Here is a 20,114-nt window from a genome sequence, read left to right on the forward strand (position 1 = left end):
CGTGGTCTCGCCGAGGAACAGCTTCCCCGCGATCTCCGCGTTGTTCAGCCCACGGGCCACCAGACCGAGCACCTCCCGCTCCCGCTCGGAAAGCACATCGAGGCGTTTCCCGGCGAGAGGAGCGACGGCTCCCCTGACATACCGGTCGATCAGCCGCCGCGTCACCGACGGAGCAACCACCACGTCACCGCGCAGCACACCGCGCACGGCGACGAGCAACTCAGCGGCCGGCGTGTAGTGATCGGCCGCCTGCCTGGCCCGTGACCGTCCGGGACCGGAGCAGCCGGCATCGGCGTCAGAGCGCGCCGGACGGCGGCTCGCCATGCCAGTCGCCGACCGGCTCGTTGCCCGGCTGAGCCCTTATGCGGGCAGAGCCCTCACCATCAGCTGGTCGTCCCCGCAGCCGCCCAGTCGCGGATGAGCCGGATCGTGCGCTCGGGCCGCTCCTCGTGCAGATAGTGGCCGGTGTGGGGCCAGTGTTCGACGCGTGAGCCGGGCACCCGCAGCGTGCCGCGCTCCCACTCGGCAGCGCCGGCGGACGTCCACACGGTCAGCGCGGGCTGCGGGCGGTGGCGCAGATACGCCTCACTGTGCGGGCGGGCGCCCACCGCGCCGGTATCGGTGTACATGCCGGCGTAGGCCTGGGCGACGACGTGGTCCGGTGTGCCGAGCATGGTGCGGATGTGCCCCGTACGCAGGCCGGGCGGGGCCTGCGGTGAGAAGGCGCCGGCCACGAAGGAGGCGGCGGCGCGGGCGCCGTGCTTCCGGTACTCGGCGAGCCGGGCGGGGATCTGCGCGACCTCGGCTTCGTGCGCGCCGTGGGCGGGGTCGAGGGCGATGACCGACCGTACCGTCCGCGGGTGGCGGACGGCGAGCAGGTTGACGACCTGGACGCCCATGGAGTGGCCGACGGCGACGACCGGCCCGGCACCCAGGGCATCGATCAGCGCGGCCAGGTCCTCCGCCATCTCCGCCGGTGTGTTGCCCTCGTCCGGTACCTCGGAGCGGCCGTGGCCGCGCAGGTCGGGGACCAGGACGCGGAACCGGTCGGCCAGCGCCTCGGCGTGCGGCGACCACTCCCGTCCGTCGCCGCCCCAGCCGTGCACCAGCAGCAGCGCCGGGGCGGCGTCCGGGCCGATGGAGGTGCAGAAGATACGGATGCGGCCGAGGTCGAGAAGTGTCATGAGGGGTCGTCCGGGGTGGTGCGGTAGGTGGCGCGGGTGAAGTCCGCGTGGACGCCCGAGCCGTCGAGGTCCTGGACCCAGAGTCCCAGCATCGCGCCGGTGAAGCCGAGGACTCTCAGCTGTCCGTCGTGGAATTCGTCGGCGTGCTCGTCCGACAGGACGGTGGCGTCGAGGTGGAGCCGCAGTGCCTGGGGACCGTTGCCGCCGGTGCCGTACGAGAAGTGCAGGCAGGGGCCGTCGAGTTCGGCACGCAGCACGACCGGACGCCCGGGGGTAAGCGGAATCCTCGGCGGGTGCGCGATGAGCCTCCCGGCCTCGCAGCTCAGCGCCCGCAGCACCGGTGAGCCGTCGTCCTCGGCGGTGACGTACAGGTAGTGCCAGTTGCGGGTGTTGTAGTAGGCGGTGAGCCCGGCCATGTGGTCAGGGGTGCGGGGCGCGAAGGTCAGCTCGGTCTCGAAGGAGCAGCGCCGTGCCGTCACCCGCCGGGCGACCAGGCTGGGCGTCCGGCGGCCCACCGGGGACTGACCGCCCCGGACGCGCAGCCGCCCGGGCATCGGCTCCACCCACTCCGGGTCGGCCGGGCGGCGCAGCGTGGACCAGTCGGGGCCGAGCGCCGGGGCCTCGAAGCGGTCCGTGACGGGCGGCTCCGGCACCGGGGCGGGCGGGAGGTCCGGCGCCGGTACCGTGACGGCGGGGATCGCGCCCGCGATACGCGGCCAGCCGTCCTCGGTCCAGGTCACCGGTTGCAGGGCGGTCTCCCGGCCCAGTACGCACCGGCCGCGCTCGGTGAAGGGGCGGGCGGTGATGTGGGCCGCGTACCACTGGCCGGCCGAGGTCTCGACGAGCGAGCAGTGCCCGGCCTTCTGGAGCTCAAGGGTGGGATCGTGCCGGGCGGTGAGCAGCGGTCCGGCCGGGTCGGGCTCGTACGGGCCGAACAGATCCCGGGAGCGGGCGACCGCCGCCCCGTGCTCGTAGCCGGTGCCTCCCTCGGCGTGGACGAGGTAGTACCAGCCGTTCCGGCGGTACAGGTGCGGGCCCTCGGCGACCCCGGCGGCGGTGCCCACGGAGATCCTCCGGGGCTCACCGAGCAGCTTCCGCGCGGCACGGTCGTACTCCTGGAGCTCGATCCCGGCGAACGACTCCCGCTCCGGCCGCCAGTCGAAGCGCATGTTGACCAGCCAGCTGCGGCCGTCTCCGCCACCGTCATCGTCGTGGAACAGGGATACGTCGAAGCCCCGGCCGTGCAGGAGCACCGGGTCGGACCACGGGCCCTCGATGGACGGTGCCGTGGTCACGTAGTTGGGGAGGTCCTTCCACCCCTCCGCGTAGGTGTCGACCACGGTGAAGACGAGGTGGAACAACCCGTCCGCGTACGACAGACCGGGCGCCCAGATCCCGCCGGAGTCGGGGACACCGGTCAGGTCGAGCAGCCGCCTGCTGTCCAGAACCCCGCCCAGCGACCGCCAGTGCACCAGGTCCCGCGAGTGGTGGATCCGGACTCCCGGGTACCACTCGAAGGTGGACGTGGCGATGTAGAAGTCGTCGCCGACCCGGAGGATCACGGGGTCGGGTTCGAAGCCGCGCAGGACGGGGTTGAGGATCACGAATGCTCCGCCGGGTGAAGGATCAGAGGGTGAACAGCAGGGTGCCGAAGCCGACGTGGTCACACTGGAAGGCCGCGCCCTCCGGCCGGATCTGCTGGATGGCGGTGTAGGTCCAGGGTGTCGCGACGCTGCGGCGCTTGACGTAGTGGTTGTGCACCATCTCGTAGATGGGGCGCAGCTTGCCGCGCTCCGCGGTGGAGATGGAGTTGTACGTGGCCTGGCAGGAGCCCCAGACCGTGTACGGCACGTCGTTGCCGGTGTTGTACTTCGCCGTGTACTCGAAGCCGGCGAGGAGCCGGTTCGAGGAGGTGGCGTAGAGGTCCTGCCCCTGGATCCAGGCGATCTCGCAGGCCTCGGCCATGCTGCCCAGGATGAGCTGGGTGTGGGCCTGGTCGCGGCCGCTGTCCACGCACTGGCCGGTGCTGCTCAGCACCCGGGTGAGCTTGCAGCAGCTGTGCCCGTTGAAGGCGTTGACGGCGGCGTCGTAGACGGAGGTGTCGTTGCAGAACACGCCCATGGCCATCATGGCCTTGATGCAGTTGGTGCCCCAGCCCGCGTCACCGAAGGTGTTGATCAGCGGGATGAAGACGTTCTTGAACAGGTTCTCGGTCTGGGTGATCTCGGACGCGGACCAGGTGCCGGACGGGGCGGTGTAGCGCATCAGCTCCGCGGCCGCCGCCAGCTTGAAGCCGTAGATGGAGGCCGCGAGCTGGGCGTCCTTGCCGGTGATGGTGGTGAGCGTGGACGACCAGCCCTTGATGATCTGGAGTGCCTTGGTGGCGTGGGCGGTGGTTCCGGTGAGGTTCCACATCAGGGCGTTCTGGTAGGCCGCGTTGCAGTCGTTCCACAGCTCCCAGTTGCCGGATTCGGTGGTGCCGCGGTCGACGGTGACGCGCGGGCCCTTCATGGAGTACGTCGACTGCGAGTACTGGTCGGCCTTGAAGACGTTCCAGCCGCTGAGCCAGGGCTCGGTGTTCTCCGCGATCCGGGTCTTCATCCGCTGGATGTCGGAGAGCTTGTGCAGCACTCCGGGGTGGATGAAGGAGGTGATGGCGTGGGCCTCGGTCGTGAGGGCGGCTCCGGTGGCCGCCGCCGTGCCCACCGCGGTGATCTGGAGGAAGCGGCGCCGGCTGGGAGTGCCGGTGGACGTGGGTTGGGGGGACGCGGGGAACTGGTGCTCTGCCATGGGTTTTTCCTCTTTCACTCGGCGTTGAGTGCGGAAAGGGAGCGGGGAGGGAACCGGCGGACATGCCGGGTACGCCCTGGAGCCGGTGCGGTCCCCAGCGCCGCACCGGCTCCAGGGCGTGTCAGGGGGCCGCAGGGAGGCCCGGGGTGGAGCACGAAGGTGCTGAACGGATCCGGCGCGGGCGGTTCCCGGCGGGTCCGGGCCGGGAGCGGGGGCCGTTCGCGGCGGCGATCATGATCACTTGAGGCTGCCCATGAGGATTCCGCTGCGCCAGTACTTCTGGAGCGAGAACATGAAGACCGCCAGCGGAATGATCGACAGCAGGGACCCGGTGAGGACGAGGGTGTTCATGTCGCGCGCGCTCTGGGCCTGCTGGAGCCAGGAGTACAGGCCCAGGGTCACGGGGAAGGTGCGCTCGCCGGTGAGCATGAAGAGGGGGAGGAAGAAGTTGTTCCAGATGTTGACGAAGTCGAGCATGAAGATGGTGATGCCGCCGGTCCGCATCAGCCGCAGCGCGACCGAGAGGAAGATCCGGACCTCGCCGGCTCCGTCGATGCGGGCCGCCTCCATGAGTTCCGTGGGCACGGAGCTGTCGGCGTACACCTTGCCGAGGTAGACCCCGAACGGGTTGATGAAGTACGGGATGAGCACCGACCAGATGGTGTCGGTGAGGCCGATCTCGGCGAAGACCAGATAGAGCGGGAAGGCCAGCAGGGTGCTCGGCAGCAGGGAGGCGCCGACGATGACGGCGAAGAGCGCGCCCCGGCCGCGGAAGTCGAACTTCGACAGGCCGTACCCGGCGGCGAGCGAGACGAGGGTGGCGCCCGCCGCTCCGAGGGTGGAGTAGAGGACGGAGTTTCCCACCCACCGGAAGAACACACCGTCGTGGTAGGTCGAGATGGCCTGGAGGTTGTCGCCGAGGTGGTTGGAGGAGAACCACAGGCCGAACGTGGAGTAGAGATCGGTCTGGTTCTTGGTGGCGGAGACGAGCAGGAACCAGGTGGGGGCGAGCGAGTAGAGCAGGAAGAGGAGCAGCAGGCCGGTGGTGAGCGCCACCGCGCGGCGGGAGGGGCGCGCGCCGCCCCCCGAGGATTCCGTGACCTTCGTGACCCTGGTCGCCTTCGTGGCACGCACGGCCTGGGGGGCACTGCTCATGACATCTTCCTGTTCGTGACGCGGTAGAAGACGAAGGCGAGGATGCCGGTGACGACGGCCAGGACCAGGGACTCGGCGGCGGCGTACTGGTAGTCGCCGACCTTGAAGGCCTTGTCGTAGATCTCCATCATCGGCGTGAAGTCCGTGTTGATGGACTCCGGTGCGATCTGCCGCATGATCAGTGGCTCACCGAACAGCTGGAGCCGTCCGATCAGCGAGAACATGCCGGTCAGCACCAGGATCCCGGTGATGTTGGGCACCTTGATCGACCAGGCGATCCGCCACTCCCGCGCGCCGTCCAGCCGGGCCGCCTCGTACAGCTCACGGGGCAGTGCCTGCAGCGAGGCGGAGATCAGGATCATGTTGAAGCCGATCCCCTGCCAGGTGAGCAGATTGCCCAGCGAGAGGTAGGTGTTGAGGCCGCCGAAGAACGTGATCTCCGTGCCGGCCCGCTCCGCGATGTCCAGCAGCGGGCTGCCCGTCGGGCTGTAGAGGAACAGCCACATCAGGGTGGAGACCACGGCGGGGACGACGTACGGGATCAGGAGCGCCGCGCGGAAGAAGCGCACCGCCCTGGCCGCCACCCCGTCGAGCAGCAGGGCCAGCAGCAGGGCGATGCCCAGCATCACCGTGATCTGCACCGTGCCGAACAGCAGGGTGCGCCCCATGCTCGCCCAGAACGCGTTGTCGCCGAGGACCGAGGCGAAGTTGGCGAAGCCGGTGAAGACGACCCGTGTCGGGCCGAAGCCGAGGCCGCTGCTCTTCTTCTCGTGCAGGCTCTGGCTGAAGGCGTAGCCGATCGGCACGACGTAGGTGGCGAGGAAGCCCAGCAGGAAGGGGAGCATGAACAGCAGCCCCTTGTAGGCTCCTCGCCTCCCGGCCCGGCGGGGGGAGGGCCGCCGGGCCGGGGAGTCGGTCGCGACCTTCGCCGGTCGCGTCAGAGTGGACACGGGTGTCTCCAGGTGAGGTGAAGGGGGTGTCTCCCGGCGGGACTCAGCTGCCCGCGACGGCCTTGATGCCCTTGCTGTTCAGGTCGTCGACGGTCCACTTCTCGATGCTGGTCAGCATCTCCTCGACCGTGAGGTCCTTCTTCATGACCTTGCCCCACTGCTTCTGCATCTCGGAGTACATGGCCGCGTAGTTCGGGCCGTACTGCCACTGGTCACCGACCAGGGAGGCGGCGGTGGTGATCACCTTCGCGCCGTCGGACTCACCGTTGAACATCCCGGTGGGGATGATCTTGTCGACGTACGGGCTGACATCGGTGACCGCCGGGAAGAGGCCGGACTTGGAGGCGGGGTCGGTGAGCGTCGTCAGCGATTCCTTGCTGCTGGACAGCCAGGCGGCGAACTCGGTGGCGCGGTCCGGGTACCTGCAGCCCTTGAGTACACCCAGGGTGTCGAAGTTGCTTGAGGTCTGCGGCTTGGCCGGGTCGAACATCGGTGAGTCCGCGAGCTGCCACTTGCCCTTGGACTTGGGGAAGTTGGTGTCGTAGATCGGCAGCTGCCAGGTCGAGGTCGTCATCGCGATCGTCGTCCCGAGGTCCCAGGTCTTGAAGACGCCCGGGTCCGCGTAGGAGGCGTTGGAGGCGAGGTCGTTGTCGACCAGCCGCTGCACAATGTCGCCGGCCTTCAGCGCCTCGGGCGAGGTGAAGTCGACGACCCAGTGGTCGCCCTCCACCTTGTACCACTGGGCGCCCGCCTCCCAGGACAGGTCGACCAGGGTGGACGGGTCCTCACCGGCCATGTTGAAGATCTTGACCTTCTTGTTCTCCTTCTGGGCCTTCTCACCGGCGGCGATCAGGTCGTCCCAGGTCTTGGGCGCCTCGATGCCGTACTTCTCGAACAGGTCCGCGCGGTAGGCGGTGAACAGCGGCGAGGAGCCCATCGGGATGCCGAAGGTGGTGCCGCCGGGGCTGACCGCGTTCCACGCGGCGGCCGTGTACTTGTCCTTGTACGGCCCGGCGACCTTGCTGACATCGGTGAGCAGGCCGTCCGCGGCGAAGCTCGCCAGGTTCATCCCGTCCATCTTGGACAGACAGGGAGCGGTGCCGGCGTTCACCGCGGCGCGCAGCTTCTGGTAGGCGGTCTCGCCGGCCGCGTTGACGAACTTGATCTGGGTCTCGGGGTGCGCCTTGTTCCACACCTCGGTCTGCGCCTCGATGCCCTCTGTCCAGCTCCAGAACTCCAGGGTGACGTTGCCCTTGGTCGTCTTCGTGGGCTTGGCGGCGGAGTCGGAGTCGTCACCGGCCCCGCAGGCGGCCAGCAGGAGGGACAGGGACGCCGCTGCGGCCACCGGGGCGAGGGCTCTGGTACGGATCGGGGACATCGGTCCTCCACGTAAGGGAACGGGGACGGCGCTCGTGGTGGGGGAACCGGCGCGGTCGGCGGTGAGAGAGGGCTGGGATGCGGAGGCCGCTTCCCAGCGCGGTAACCGTTTGCTGTGGACCGTAGGACGAGAGGGGGCAGAACCGCAAGAGGTCAAGATGGGATTGTTTCGCCAAACTTTCCAGAACGTTACTCTCTACCTGATCCGACCTGCGCATTTCACGTCGAATACTACTCGGCGTAGCTGAATGTCTCGATCACGTGATCGCTGGTTGAATATTGACCTGCGTGCCGACGGCTCCGTAGCGTGGAATACGTTTACTCCATTCTTCGACCCGGCCGTTCCCGTGCCCGGAGCAGGAGCACCATGCCCACGTCACCGCTGCCCCCCGCCGTGTTCGCGATGAATCCGGTGCATCTGCCCGAGCTCTTCCCGCCGCACCTCATGGCCCGGCTGCGGGAGCTCGTGACGATCGATCCGGGCCTCGTCGTCCAGGACTTCACCGCTCCGGCGGCGGCCCTCGCGCTGGCGGAGACCGAAGTGCTGATCACGGGCTGGGGCTGTCCCCCCATCGACGCCGCCGTGCTGGACGCCACTCCCCGGCTGCGTACCGTCCTGCACACGGGCGGCAGTGTGCGCAGCATGATCGGGGACGCGTTCTGGGCACGTGGGCTCACCATCTCCAGTGCCGTGTACGCCAACGCGCTGCCCGTCGCGGAGTACACGCTCGCCGCGATCCTGTTCGCCGGAAAGGACGCCTTCGGGCTCAGGGAGCGTTTCCGGCGCGAGCACCTCTACCCCGCCCCCGACGAGTACACGGCGGTCGGCAACCTCGGCCGGCGCGTCGGTGTGATCGGCGCCTCCCACGTGGGCCGCCGCGTGCTGGAGCTGCTGCGGCCCTTCGACCTCTCGGTCGGCCTGTACGACCCGTACGTGGACGAGGTCGAGGCGACGGCGCTCGGTGCCGTACCGCTGCCCCTCGACGAACTGTTGCGCACCAGCGACATCGTCAGCGTGCACGCGCCCGACATCCCGGAGACCCACCGGATGCTCAGCCGTAAACGGCTTGCGCTGATCCCCGACGGAGGTGTACTCATCAACACCTCGCGCGGCGCCCTCGTCGATCCCGACGCCCTCACCGACGAGCTGGTCGGCGGCCGGATCAGCGCGGTGCTGGACGTCACCGAACCGGAGCCGCTGCCCGCGGACTCACCCCTGTACCGGCTGCCGAACGTCTTCCTCACCCCCCACATCGCCGGTTCCCTCGGCAATGAGCTGGCACGCCTCGGCGGCACCGTCGTCGAGGAGCTGGAACGTCTCGCCACGGGACTCCCGCCCGCCCACGGCGTCCGCCGCGCGGCGCTCGCGACCAGCGCTTGACCTTTGCCTCTGGCCGCCGCGAGGGCGGACAGACGGATCAGGACGCATGTGAAAGGAACCCGCTCATGTCCGAATCGCTCCAGCGTAGATCCCTCCTCAAACTGGCCGCCGGAACCTCGGCCGCCGTCACCGCCGGCTGGTGCTGGCAGGCCGGCCCGGCCCGCGCCGCGGAAGGTGCGGACTCCACCGACGATGCGGCGGGTGAGGCGGGTGCGCTCGACACCCTCGTCCTCGGCGACACACCGTCGGAGTCGGCGCACGGCCTGACCACCACGCTCTCCGACGTGGTCACCGGCGGTCTCGGCCAGTCGGCCCGGGTGCTGAACCCGAAGGAGACCGCGAGCTGCTGGGGCGGCGCCCTCGCCGTGACCATGGCCTGTCGGCCCAAGGGCACGACCTATGTGACGGTCAAGCTGTGGGGCTCGGACGCCGGCGAGGACCTGGGCCGACTGCAACTGTTCGCCGAGGGCAAGCAGGTCGGCCACTACCACCTGGGAGCCGTCGACCCTCTCGACATCGCCGGCGAGGAACCGCGTACTCCGGAGCGGTTCTACTTCCACACGATCCCGTTGCCCGCCGAGCTCACCAAGGACAGGGACACCGTCAACCTGGAGATCCGCTCCATGGGCCGGGTCGCCGGATACGCGCAGTCCGCCGCGGACTACTACAAGCCCATGGAACGCCCGAGCCGCGGCGTCTACCGCCTCTACACCCACGACAAGCCGCACTTCGAGCTCACCGACGACGACTCGGCCGGCGCCCTGCCCGCCCTTGAGGCACGCCCCTCTCCGGGCAGCGAGGTCGTGGACACGGTCAACGACCGGGTGGTGGCCCAGGCCGCGGCCGAGGCCTCCCGCACCGCGCCGCAGCTGGACCTGTGGTACCTGGAGTTCCTGGCCCGCGCCTACGCGATGCCGTCCACCGCCGCGTACCGCAACAGCGCCGTGCCCCTGCAGATCACCAGCAGTCTGGACGCCGTGTATGGGAGGTACCTCGCGGACCAGAAGGTGATGACGGACTCCAGCCAGCAGTGGATGGGGCTGGGCCGGATGGGGCTCGTCCTGCTCCAGATCGGCGACGCGCTGAAGCCGCTGCTGGACGAGCCGGTCATCGGCTCCCCCGGCACCATCGCCAACTCGGGGTTCGAGTTCGGCGGCGCCCTCCCCACCGGCTGGCGCGAGGTGACCTGGGCGGGCAAGGGCACCGTCACCCGCGACACCACCGTCGCGCGCGGCGGCGCGGCCTCGGCGAAGGTGACCATCCCCTCCTCGGGCACCGTGGGCCTCGCCCCGGGCGCCAGGGTCCCCTTGGAGCAGGGCACGTACACCTACGGTGCGTGGATCAAGACCGAGGGCGTGGGCAGCAACGGCGCCTACCTTGACGTGCTGTTCTTCAACTCCTCCGGCGGCCTGGTCGGCGGCGACAACAAGTTCTTCGCCTCTGCGGGCACCCACGACTGGGAGCACGTCACCGCCACCCTCACGACGCCCGCCACCGCGACCCAGGCCGAGGTGCAGGTGCGCCTCGCGACCGCGGGCACCGCCTGGTTCGACGACCTGACGCTCACGCCGCCCGCCACGGCGACCGCCAAGCCCGTCATACGTCGCGACGCGTGGACGAAGATGCTGCTGGACAGCCGCGAGTACTGGCGGCAGAGATTCCCGCAGTACACCAACCAGGCCATCATCTGCGCCCTCGGCCTCTACCTCGCCGACCGTGGTCTGAGCTTCCTCGGCTCCGCCGACGCCTGGGGCGAGACCAAGGCCCGCGACTACGTCCACCAGTCCGTGGGCCTGACCCCCTGGCTCGGCCCGGAGAAAGCCGACGGCACCCCGACGAAGCCCCTGGGCAGCGCGTACTACCAGGTCAGCCAGGCCGGCATCTCGAAGGAGCTCGGTTACGCCGGAAACTACGGAGAGCTCCAGGAGTGGCTCTCCCTCGTCTACGACGCGGTCATCGGCATCGGCGGCGTCGAGGACGACAAGCTGCGCGACCACCTGGTCAAGATGGCCAAGGCCCGTATGGTCTTCCGTCACCCGGCCCTGGACGCCGACGGCTACCGGACGATGCGTATCGAGGCTGTCGTCGGCTGGCGCGATCCCGAGTACCCCGGGAAGGTCGCCTACGACGAGGGCAACAAGTGGGACGGGCACCCGCTGCGGCTCGCCGCGCTGCTGAAGGACCCGGACCTCACGGCGTACGCGAAGCAGTCCATCGCCGACAACCAGTTCTTCCACGTGCTCCAGGAGACGTACGGCCTGGGGGGCTCCGCACGGACCAACCTCAACCTGTTGTCGACCGCCGACGACTACGCGTACATCAGCGGCGCCGCCGGCAGCGGAGCCCTCCTCCCCATGAGCCCGGGCCGGCCGGACTTCGTCTTCAGCGACGAGGACAACGGCCTGGTCGCGGTCAAGCACGGCGACGAGATCCTCTACGCCTCGCTGTACTGGCGGGCGCGCTGGGGCGTCAACCGGCTCGCCCGCGTCCACCACATCACCGCCGACGGCATCGAGCGCTCGGCGACCGTGTGGCAGGACGTGAAGTACGTCCCCGACGGCCGGGCCCACACCGAGCCCGACTGGGTCAACTTCGAGTTCGCCGTGGGCGACCTGAACATCCCCGACGGCGGCTTCCCGCCCCCCGGGGACACGCTGCACCAGGCGTGGGCCGGACAGGTGCTGCCGCTGGCCAAGGCACCCGACGCGGTGCCGGACGCCCCGCTCGGGACGGAGACCCCGTTCGCCGGCCGGGCCTCCTTCTACCGGTGCGAGTACGGCCCGTACCTGATCGCCATGAACACCACCAAGAACCGCGCCTACACCCTCACCACGAAGGGCTTCGGAGCGTCCGTGAACCTGGGCAACGGCGCCAAGGTGGGCGGCAACGCCGAGCTGTACGTGAAGCCGGGCACGACGGTGGTGCTGCGCAGGCGCTGACACTTTTTCCACGGCACGCGCGGCGCGGCGGCCGGTGCCCTCGCGGAGGGACGCTGTCGGTGGACTCGGGGCTGCGCGTGACGTCGGCCTTCAAGACCTGCTCGTGGCCTTGAAGGCCGACGTCGTTGTTCCGGGACACGGGTGCCGTAACGGCTCCGGCCCCGGCCGGATGCCCGGCGGACACGTTGCAGTAAAACCGGATGCCGGAGCTTGTTCCGGACCCGGCCGACGGCGTGGCCGGCCCTGCGGCACAGCTCCGGCACCGCACCATTCGCCGGCCGTCCGTACGTACCCGGCGACAGGCCCCCGATCCGGATCAGGCCGGCACGGCGAAATCCGCGCCGAAAGCAAGCAGCACCGCCGACCGCTCGGCCGGAAGACCCACCCGCAGGACGCGGCCCTGTCCGTCCCAGTCGTACGTCGGCTGCGGGCCGGCCGCGAACAGCACCTGCGGCCCGTCGACCCCGGTCACCCAGGACATGGGGACAGCGACCGTCTCCGGTGCGCCGTCGCGCCGCCACAGGGCCAGCAGCGTCGTGCCGTTCTCGGCGCTCAGCGCCAGTGCGATCCAGCCGTCGCGCCAGCCGGGAAGGCCCAGCGGCCAGCGGGGCAGGGCGCCCGGCAGCAGGGGACGGAACGTCTTGTACGTGTCCACTGCCCTGCGCACCAGGGCCGCCTGCTCCCCGGTCAGCAGGTCGGGGCGTCCGCTGAGGTGAACGCGGCCCAGCATCGCCGAGACCATCACCATGCCGAGCTCCGCGTCGCCGTGCTCCGGCAGCGGGTAGGCCCAGACGGCGCCCTGCTCCGGAGTGACCGCGGTGGGCGCGGCGGCCGCGATGGCGGGAAGCAGACGGAAGTCCTGCTGGTCGGTGACGGAGTGGATCGGCAGCCGGGAGAGGATCGCGTGGTCCGTGCGGCTGCCGCCGGCCGCGCAGCTCTCCAGGACCAGGGCGGGGTGCCGGTCGAGGACGCCGTCGAGCCAGTCGAGGTAGGCCCGGTTGTGGCCGAGAAGGCCGTCACCCGGGCCGTCACCCGGACCAGGTCCGTCGGTGCCGGGGCCGATGTCGATGTTGTAGTCGAGTTTGAGGTAGCCGACGCCGTGGTCGCGCACCAGTCGGTCCACCACCGTGTCGAGATGGGCGCGGGCGGCCGGGTGACGCAGGTCGAGCTGGTGACGGCCCCACTCCGCGAGCCGTACGCCGTCCCGCCGGAAGAACGCCTCATCCGGCAGGGCGGCGGCGACCGGGCTGCGTACGCCGACGACCTCCGGCTCGAGCCAGAGCCCGGGGACCATGCCCGTCGCGCGGATACGGTCGAGCACCTCGCTCAGTCCGCCGGGGAAGCGCGGGGCCGACTCCTCCCACTCGCCCACCGCGTCCCACCAGCCGGGCACCCCGCCAGGCCCGACGGTGCCGGGCGGCTCGTCGTCGTACCAGCCGGCGTCGATACAGAAGTACTCGGCGCCCGCCGCGGCCGCCGCGTCCACCAAGGGCAGCAGGGCTTTGGTGCTGGGCTCGCCCATCAGGCTGTTCATGAAGTCGTTGAAGACGACCGGCAGGCCCTGATGGTCGGGGTGCGGCCGCCGGGTGGCCCGGCGGTGCCGGGTCATCGCCGCGAGGGCGGCCTCGAACCCGCCCGACGCAACGAACGCCGCGGCGACCGGGACGCTGCGGAACGACTCGCCGGGGGCGAGGTGGCGGCGCCACTGGTGCTCGCGGTCGGTGGGGCCCGAGAGGGTGAGGTACACGTCGCCGAAGCGGTCGGCGACCTCGGCGTGCCAGGAGCCGTTGTGCTCGATCTGCCACATCAGGGCCCGGCCCGTCGCGGTCTCCTCCAGGCACCCCGAGGGCAGGTACTCGGAGGAGGACCAGGAGCCGGTGCTGGTCAGGGCGATGCGGTTCTTGGACCCGGTCTGGCCGAACGGGACCATGCCCACGTCGTACAGGCCGCGTTTGGCCAAGGTGGCCCGGGACCAGCGGAACTCACCGCTCCAGGGGTTGGCCGCCACCCAGAGTGCCAGGCCGTCCTCCCAGTTCTGGCCGTCGTCGAGATGGCGGGCGAGGTTGGACAGGGCGAAGGAGGAGACGTACTCCAGGGTGAGGGGGCGGTCACCGGTGTTCTCCACGTACGCCTCGGTACGCAGGACCGGCAGCCCCTCGCGCACCGTGCACACCGCGGTGACGCGCAGGCCGGTGGTCTCGTCGGCCATGTGCACCCGCAGGGTCCGCAGGTCCGCACCGCTTCCCCGCTCGTGATCCTCCTCGTGGCCGGTGTAGTGCAGAGCATGTGCGGCGGCGCCGTCCACATGGCGCTTGCCCGATGTACCCAGCCTTCCGCTGCCCGCGGTCTGAACCTCGACCAGAGGCAGGGCACGGTGTGCGAGCCGGGCGCACAGGTCCGGTTCACGCACGGGGTCGGGCAGTGTGGCGGCCTCGCCCACCGCCAGCAGTCTCACGGGTTCGGCGGGCTCGTGGGAGAGAAGCAGGGACAGGTCGTCGGTGCCCCAGCGCAGGTATGTGACGGACATGGCGGCGCACTCCGGAAGACGCAGTGATAGAAAACGATTACCAATGAGGGACACTAATTCTCGCTTGCCCTTCCTGCAAGAGGTGTCCGATGCAGTAACGTCGAGCTGTGACGGTCAACGGAAACGGTCCTCGAAAGACCAGTGAACCCAAAGGGGCCAGGCGGCGCCGGAGCAGCACCGACGGCGGCGACCGACCCAGCACGATTCGCGATGTCGCCGCGCAGGCGGGCGTGTCGGTAGCAACCGTTTCCCGCACTCTCGCCGGCAACTACCCGGTCTCCGCCGCCACGCGCGCCCGTGTCATGGCAGTCGTGGAGTCGCTGCACTACGCGGTGAACGTCCACGCCAAGGCGCTGTCCGGCCGCGTGGCGGGCCCGATCGGGCTGGTCATCCGGGACATCACCGGGTCGTCACTGGCCCATGTCGCCGCCGGGGTGGAGCAGGAGGCGGCGGACCGGGGCAGGCTGAGCCTTGTCTGCGCCACACATGGCGACCCGGACCGCGAGGGCGACCTGGTGCAGCTGATGCGCGAACAGCACGCGGGCGCGGTCGTCCTGGTCGGCGGAGCGGTGCAGGACGACGACTACCACAAGCGCATGGCCGAGTACGCCAGGGCCCTGGACGCCGCGGGCTCCCGGCTGGTGCTGGTGGGCCGTCCGCCGCTGCCCGACAACCTTCCGGTGACGGTGGTCGAGTACGACAACCGCGGGGGCGCCTTCCAAGCCGCCGACCATGTGCTCACCGCCGGGCACCGGCGCATCCTCTTCCTGGGCGGCACACCCCGGCTGAGCACCGCCGAGCAGCGCCGGGACGGCTATCTGCACGCGCTGCGCGCCCACGGTGTGCCCTACGCCGAGGAACTCGACGTCCCCGGCCCGTACACCCGCGTCTCCGGCTACCAGCGCACGCGGGAGGCACTGGACGTCGGCCTCGGCTTCACGGCGGTCCTCGCGGGCACCGACGTGGTGGCGACAGGCGCGCTGGCCGCCCTGCGCGAGGCCGGCCTCGACGTCCCCGGCGACATCTCGCTCGTGGGCTTCGACGACGTCCCCTTCGCCGCCGACCTCAGCCCCGCGCTCACCACGGTCCGCGTTCCCTACGAGGACCTGGGCCGCACCGCGGTCCGACTGGCACTGGAACGCGCCGAACGCCTGGCGGCCGACGACCACGTGGTACTGAGCACCCAGCTGGTGATCCGGCAGTCGGTGCGGAGACCGCGGTGACGAGGTACAAGCACTCCCCATTGATGTGACCGTCGTCGTGGCCGCTTTGCCCAGTCCCTCGCCGGAGTTGAGCATGCGAGAGGGCGGGCGGCGCGGACGGTGCCGGGGATCGGGGCGCGCGCCGGTGTTGCGCGCGATCTCGTGCAGGGCGAGCGTGGCAGTGGCGTCGTCGTAGTCGCGAAGGCGGGCGGCGGCGAGCTGCTGAAGGGAGGCCCAGATCATTGACAGCGAATGTCTGGAGAGCCGAGCAGCTCGGCTCCATCAGAATCGACTCATTTTGTCTCGGTAGGCGTTGCGACCGGATGCGTTCAGGCAGTGCCTTGCTGCCGCGATGAGTGTGAGGGCTGCGGCACTGGCTCCGCCGACGGGCGGGCTGACGTTGGTGGTGAAGGCCATGCCGACGGAGAACCGGGGATCGGCCAGCGCGAGCGAGCCGGCGTGCCCGTCATGCCCGTACGAGGCCGGTCCGAGGAGGGGTAGCCGAGCAGTAGGCCTTTGGACTCCGGACCCGAAGTGGGACGGCTCGCCGAGGACCTCGTCGAGCCCGATCGAGCGGGTGCGGGCGAGCGCGGAGCTGCTCTCGGTGTCCAGGAGGCGCACATCGTCAACCGGTCCGACGGTCGCGGCGTACAGCCGTGCCAGGTCGCGGGCACCGGCGACCAGGTTGGTCGCGGGCCAGGGTGCTGCGAGAACGTCCGGCTGGTTGAAGACCGAGGGGTCTTCGAGCAGTCCGAGGCCGACGGCGTCGAAGAGCAGCCCTGGGCGAGCGGACTGGAGCGGGGTGCGCATCGGGGGGCGTGTCCGCAGCGGCAGCACGTCGTGGTTGTCCCCTGGCGGGACCCCGAGAGCGAGGTCGAGGCCGAGCGGTTGCCGGATGTGTGCGTGAATGTACTCGGCGACGCTGGTGCCCAGGGCCCGCTGGAAGACTCCGTCGAGCAGGGCTCCGTAGGTGATGGCGTGGTAGCCGTGCTTGGTCCCCGGCTCCCAGTAGGGTTCCTGCCGCTCCAGGGCGGCCTCGAGCTTTCCGGCCACGTGGTCTTCCAGGGTGAGCTCCTGGTCGACCAGGGGCAGTCCCGCCTGGTGGCTGAGCACGTGGCGGGTGGTGATGCGGCGGGTCGTTGTCCGCCGCATGGCGGGCCAGACATCGCAGAGCGGGGCATCGAGGTCGAGCCGTCCGTCGGCATGCGCGTGCTGGGCGGCGATCGCCGAGACGCCCTTGGAGACGGAGAACAACAGGTACCGGGCGTCGCCAGGGCCTCCGTACGACAGATCCACGACAGGATGCCCGTCCAGGTAGACCGCCAGGGCGGCGGCACCGTCTCCCTGTTCCGCGACGACTCGCGCGAACACGTCGGCGAGGGCTTCGAACGGGGCCCGGGCCCAGCCTTCCACCCGCACGACATCGGCTCCGGTGCGGCCCTTTCCTCTCCCGTGCGGCTGGTGCGCCGGCTCTCGGGTGACTGAGGTGACCGGGTCGCCTGCGGCGACGGAACCGGTGGGGCCGTGGACCGGCGGTGTGGTCACCGCCGGCGCCGCCCGCCGGTCCCGGCTCATCAACGGGTGCCCTTCGCGGCGAACTGGGCGATCTGGTCGACGTTGGACTTGTCGACGAAGGCCGGGCCGGTCAGGATCGCCTGTTCACCGCCGCCCATGTAGTTGCCGTTGTTCTTGTACAGCCACAGCGAGTCGATCGCCAGGTAGCCCTGGAGGTAGGGCTGCTGGTCGACCGCGAACTGGATCGTGCCGTCGCTGATGGCGCCGGTGAGGTCCTTGTTCAGGTCGAAGGTGGCGATCTTGGCCTTGCTGCCCGCCTCGGACACGGACTGCACGGCGGTCAGCGCGTACGAGGCGCCGAGGCTGACGACGTAGTCGATGGAGCTGTCCTGCTTCAGCTTGGCGGTGATCGTTGCCTTCACGGACGGCATGTCGGTGCCGTTGACGTAGAGGTTCTCCGTCTTGCCCTGGAAGGTCTTCTTCACGCCGTCACAGCGCTGGGTGAGGCCGATGTTGCCCTGCTCGGTGATGACGCAGACGGCCTTCTTGGCGCCGACCTCGTTCAGCCTCTTACCGAACGCCTCGCCGGCCACGGTCTCGTCCTGCCCGAAGAACTCCATCAGGCCGAGCTTCTTCCACTCGCTCACACCGGAGTTGAGGCCGACGACGGGGATACCCGCTGCCGTGGCCTTGTGCAGGACGTCCTTCATCGCGTCGGGCTTGGCCAGCGTGATCGCGATGCCGTCGACCTTCTGATCAATGGCGTTCTGGACCAGGTTGGCCTGGTTGCCCGCGCTCGGATCGCTTGAGTAGACGAGCCGGACGTTGTCCTTCGCGGCAGCTGCCTGAGCGCCCTTGCGGACGATGTCCCAGAAGGTGTCGCCGGGCCCCTGGTGGGTGATCATCGCGACCGTCAGACGGGGAGTGGTCGCCTTGCCCGCGGACACGCCGCCGGCACTTTGCTCGGCCTGCTTCCCGCCCGAGCTGCTGGAGCAGCCGGCGAGGGCCAGTGCCATGGCCGTGGCCACGGCCACCAGGGAGGCGGATCTGCGCGGATGAGGAGAGCGGTGCATCTGTCCTGAACCTTACTGTGCGACAGGGAAAGGAAGAGGGGGAACCGTACGGGCTCAGAACCTGAGGTCCTGGAGATCGCGTGGCTCGAGCGGCGTCGCGGCGCCGGACAACGAACCTTCAGTTGGAGCGCTCCAATGACCTAAACTTTGGAGCGCTCCAACGAGTACGTCAATAGGTCCGGGAGGTTGCGTGTCGGTAACGCTGGAGGATGTCGCGGCCCGAGCCGGCGTATCGCGGTCCCTGGCCAGCCTGGTGATGCGTAACGACCCCCGCGTCTCCGCACGGCGCCGGGAGGCGGTACTGAAGGCGGCGGCCGAGCTGGGCTACCGCCCCAACGCCCATGCCGCCCAGCTCGCCAGCCGACGCACCATGACGGTGGGGGTCGTCCTGGTGGAGCTGAGCAATCCCGTCTACACGGAGATCTTCACCGGCGTCCAGGAACAGGCCGAGCAGGCCGGCTACGGAGTGCTCCTCACGGGAGGAGAGCTTCTGACCGCAGACATCGAGCGACGGGCTGTCGAAGGTTTGCTGGAGCACCGGGTGGACGGCATTGTCCTCGTCGGTCCCCGTCTGGCGTCGAAGGACCTGCGCGAGCTGGCCGACCGCGTGCCCCTGGTTGTCGTGGGCCGTCATGTACAGGGCGTCGACTCGGTCGCGGTGGACACCCGGCACGGAACCCGCCTCGCCGTCGAACATCTCGTCGGACTCGGCCATGAGGACATCGCCCACGTCGACGGCGGCAAGGGCCCGGGGTCCGAGAGTCACCGCCGGGCGTACCTCGACACCATGAAGCGGCACGGACTGTCCGCGCGCACCCGCGTCGTCCGCGGGGACTACACCGAGCACGGCGGTCGGCGAGCAGCGGAGACCCTGCTCTTGAGCACCCGCCCTCCCACCGCTGTTTTCGCAGCCAACGACCTGTCCGCCCTAGGTGTTCTAGCGGCCCTCAAACATCGAGGCATGAGCGCGCCGGAGGACCTGTCGCTGGTCGGCTTCGACAACACCGTTCTCGCCCAGTTCGGCTACATCGACCTGACCACCATCGACACGCCCCGCCAGGACATGGGAGCGACTGCGGTGACCATGCTGACCGCCCGAATCGAGGACACCGGCCGCCCTACCCGGCCCATGGCACACGCTCCACGGCTCATCGTGCGCTCCACCACAATGCCGCACACCGGGGTGTAGCCCGCGGTACGCAGGGCGGCCAGGATCTGGTGGGGCGGGGCCGGTGCGACCTGGCTCCAGAAAAGGCGCCTGGTCATCAGGGTGACCGCCGCCCAGGTGATGTGCGCCTCGGATGATGTGCGCCTCGGATGCCGGGGAAGCCGCTCGCAGTCGCAGACGTTGCGGCGCGCGCATGATCCACGACAAGGACAGGTGCTCTTGTGCCTGATCCATGTCCTGGTGAGGGGACAGGCCATGCTCGCGGGCCATGGCAAGCCGGGCACCCGGTGCCGCCGTGGCCTGCTTGACCACGCTTGGCCTGCCGAAACCGCCACGGAGGCTCCGTTCCCCTCATCCGGGGAACGGAGCCTCCGTGCGTTGCAAGGTGAATTCACTGCGTGCAGGTTCGAGGCCTACTCCCGAGCCGCAGGGCTCCGTCGTTCTCGCGGTCGGTGCGGAATGATCACGTGAGTCGAGGGCGGCCGGCGGCCGGGTCATGTCCCGTTGGGAAAGGCCCTCGGCGATGTTGTCCCATCCGGCCAGGCGGAGCGCGTCTGAGGTCCCGACGCGTCCGGTGACCTCCCGATCGGATCCAGGCCGGAGGTCATGGCCTGCGCGAGGGTGGGGAGCTAGCCGGAAGTGGTGGAGCCGGTGCGTCGGGGGCGGCGCAGGAACTCGCGCATGATCGACATACCCAGAACCTAGGCAGCGGCCATGTCGTCGGAAACCATCCCAGCCGCCCGACGAGGTCATCCACCAGGACGAACCAGTCCGCTCTCGTAGGCCAGGACGACAGCCCCAATCCGGTCACGAACGCGGAGCTTGGCAAGGATATGGGCCACGTGACTCTTGA

Annotated in this window: 14 protein-coding genes and 1 pseudogene; 4 read left to right on the top strand and 11 right to left on the bottom strand. The window is 69.8% G+C overall.

Annotation, left to right across the window (positions count from 1 at the left end; genetic code table 11):
* From ACWCRJ_RS43630 to ACWCRJ_RS43660, 7 genes are all read right to left on the bottom strand, one after another.
* Positions 1-324, bottom strand: a 324-nt coding sequence (locus tag ACWCRJ_RS43630) for a LuxR C-terminal-related transcriptional regulator (RefSeq protein WP_450944538.1), incomplete at its 3' end; no start/stop codon positions are given.
* A gap of 59 nt (positions 325-383) precedes the next feature.
* Positions 384-1,184 carry an alpha/beta fold hydrolase gene (locus ACWCRJ_RS43635; RefSeq protein ID WP_450944539.1) on the bottom strand — a complete coding sequence of 267 codons (801 nt, stop codon included), beginning with the start codon at positions 1,182-1,184 and terminating at the stop codon, positions 384-386.
* A complete protein-coding gene (locus tag ACWCRJ_RS43640; RefSeq protein WP_450944540.1) occupies positions 1,181-2,788 on the bottom strand; it encodes a glycoside hydrolase family 43 protein in 1,608 nt (535 codons plus the stop codon). The genes ACWCRJ_RS43635 and ACWCRJ_RS43640 overlap by 4 nt, the downstream gene beginning before the upstream one ends.
* 22 nt (positions 2,789-2,810) lie before the next feature.
* Positions 2,811-3,974 (bottom strand): alginate lyase family protein, encoded by a 1,164-nt coding sequence (locus ACWCRJ_RS43645; protein ID WP_450944541.1) that lies wholly within the window; start codon positions 3,972-3,974, stop codon positions 2,811-2,813.
* Positions 3,975-4,211: 237 nt separating this feature from the next.
* Positions 4,212-5,129, bottom strand: coding sequence for a carbohydrate ABC transporter permease (locus ACWCRJ_RS43650; protein ID WP_450944542.1), 918 nt, complete (start codon positions 5,127-5,129; stop codon positions 4,212-4,214).
* Positions 5,126-6,079 (bottom strand): carbohydrate ABC transporter permease, encoded by a 954-nt coding sequence (locus ACWCRJ_RS43655; RefSeq protein ID WP_450944543.1) that lies wholly within the window; start codon positions 6,077-6,079, stop codon positions 5,126-5,128. Before ACWCRJ_RS43655 ends, ACWCRJ_RS43650 begins: the two co-directional genes overlap by 4 nt.
* A gap of 43 nt (positions 6,080-6,122) precedes the next feature.
* Complete coding sequence (locus ACWCRJ_RS43660; RefSeq protein ID WP_450944544.1) at positions 6,123-7,457, bottom strand: ABC transporter substrate-binding protein; 1,335 nt, start codon at positions 7,455-7,457, stop codon at positions 6,123-6,125.
* Positions 7,458-7,823: 366 nt separating this feature from the next.
* Between ACWCRJ_RS43660 and ACWCRJ_RS43665 the strand changes: the two genes are divergently transcribed.
* On the top strand, positions 7,824-8,837 hold the full coding sequence (locus ACWCRJ_RS43665) for a hydroxyacid dehydrogenase (protein WP_450944545.1): 1,014 nt from the start codon (positions 7,824-7,826) through the stop codon (positions 8,835-8,837).
* Between the two features lie 65 nt (positions 8,838-8,902).
* Positions 8,903-11,776, top strand: a complete 2,874-nt coding sequence (locus ACWCRJ_RS43670; RefSeq protein ID WP_450944546.1) for a Tat pathway signal protein — start codon at positions 8,903-8,905, stop codon at positions 11,774-11,776.
* 316 nt (positions 11,777-12,092) lie between these two features.
* On the opposite strand, the gene ACWCRJ_RS43675 is transcribed toward ACWCRJ_RS43670, so the two are convergent.
* Positions 12,093-14,303: a glycoside hydrolase family 36 protein gene (locus ACWCRJ_RS43675; RefSeq protein WP_450944547.1), complete on the bottom strand. Its 2,211-nt coding sequence runs from the start codon at positions 14,301-14,303 to the stop codon at positions 12,093-12,095.
* Positions 14,304-14,410: 107 nt separating this feature from the next.
* Here ACWCRJ_RS43675 and ACWCRJ_RS43680 point away from each other — a divergent pair, with 107 nt between their 5' ends.
* A complete protein-coding gene (locus ACWCRJ_RS43680) occupies positions 14,411-15,526 on the top strand; it encodes a LacI family DNA-binding transcriptional regulator (RefSeq protein ID WP_450944548.1) in 1,116 nt (371 codons plus the stop codon).
* Positions 15,527-15,787: 261 nt separating this feature from the next.
* Here ACWCRJ_RS43680 and ACWCRJ_RS43685 read toward each other — a convergent pair whose 3' ends face one another.
* Both ACWCRJ_RS43685 and ACWCRJ_RS43690 read right to left on the bottom strand, forming a co-directional pair.
* The gene (locus tag ACWCRJ_RS43685; protein ID WP_450944549.1) at positions 15,788-17,080 is read right to left on the bottom strand and encodes a serine hydrolase domain-containing protein; all 1,293 of its coding nucleotides are present in this window, start codon (positions 17,078-17,080) and stop codon (positions 15,788-15,790) included.
* Positions 17,080-18,093, bottom strand: coding sequence for a substrate-binding domain-containing protein (locus ACWCRJ_RS43690; RefSeq protein WP_450944550.1), 1,014 nt, complete (start codon positions 18,091-18,093; stop codon positions 17,080-17,082). Before ACWCRJ_RS43690 ends, ACWCRJ_RS43685 begins: the two co-directional genes overlap by 1 nt.
* A 190-nt stretch (positions 18,094-18,283) precedes the next feature.
* On the opposite strand from ACWCRJ_RS43690, the gene ACWCRJ_RS43695 reads away from it, so the two are divergent.
* On the top strand, positions 18,284-19,282 hold the full coding sequence (locus ACWCRJ_RS43695; protein ID WP_450944551.1) for a LacI family DNA-binding transcriptional regulator: 999 nt from the start codon (positions 18,284-18,286) through the stop codon (positions 19,280-19,282).
* 728 nt (positions 19,283-20,010) lie between these two features.
* Here ACWCRJ_RS43695 and ACWCRJ_RS43700 read toward each other — a convergent pair.
* Positions 20,011-20,114 (bottom strand): annotated as a pseudogene (locus tag ACWCRJ_RS43700) (DNA-binding response regulator); the annotation flags it as partial.

The sequence above is a fragment of the Streptomyces sp. NPDC002324 genome (assembly GCF_053593335.1).

Excerpts from the sequence above, each read along its gene's own strand:
- ACWCRJ_RS43635 (WP_450944539.1), bottom strand. The coding sequence starts at position 1,184 with ATGACACTTCTCGACCTCGGCCGCATCCGTATCTTCTGCACCTCCATC.
- ACWCRJ_RS43645 (WP_450944541.1), bottom strand. The coding sequence starts at position 3,974 with ATGGCAGAGCACCAGTTCCCCGCGTCCCCCCAACCCACGTCCACCGGC.
- ACWCRJ_RS43650 (WP_450944542.1), bottom strand. The coding sequence starts at position 5,129 with ATGAGCAGTGCCCCCCAGGCCGTGCGTGCCACGAAGGCGACCAGGGTC.
- ACWCRJ_RS43660 (WP_450944544.1), bottom strand. The coding sequence starts at position 7,457 with ATGTCCCCGATCCGTACCAGAGCCCTCGCCCCGGTGGCCGCAGCGGCG.
- ACWCRJ_RS43665 (WP_450944545.1), top strand. The coding sequence starts at position 7,824 with ATGCCCACGTCACCGCTGCCCCCCGCCGTGTTCGCGATGAATCCGGTG.
- ACWCRJ_RS43670 (WP_450944546.1), top strand. The coding sequence starts at position 8,903 with ATGTCCGAATCGCTCCAGCGTAGATCCCTCCTCAAACTGGCCGCCGGA.
- ACWCRJ_RS43675 (WP_450944547.1), bottom strand. The coding sequence starts at position 14,303 with ATGTCCGTCACATACCTGCGCTGGGGCACCGACGACCTGTCCCTGCTT.
- ACWCRJ_RS43685 (WP_450944549.1), bottom strand. The coding sequence starts at position 17,080 with ATGAGCCGGGACCGGCGGGCGGCGCCGGCGGTGACCACACCGCCGGTC.
- ACWCRJ_RS43690 (WP_450944550.1), bottom strand. The coding sequence starts at position 18,093 with ATGCACCGCTCTCCTCATCCGCGCAGATCCGCCTCCCTGGTGGCCGTG.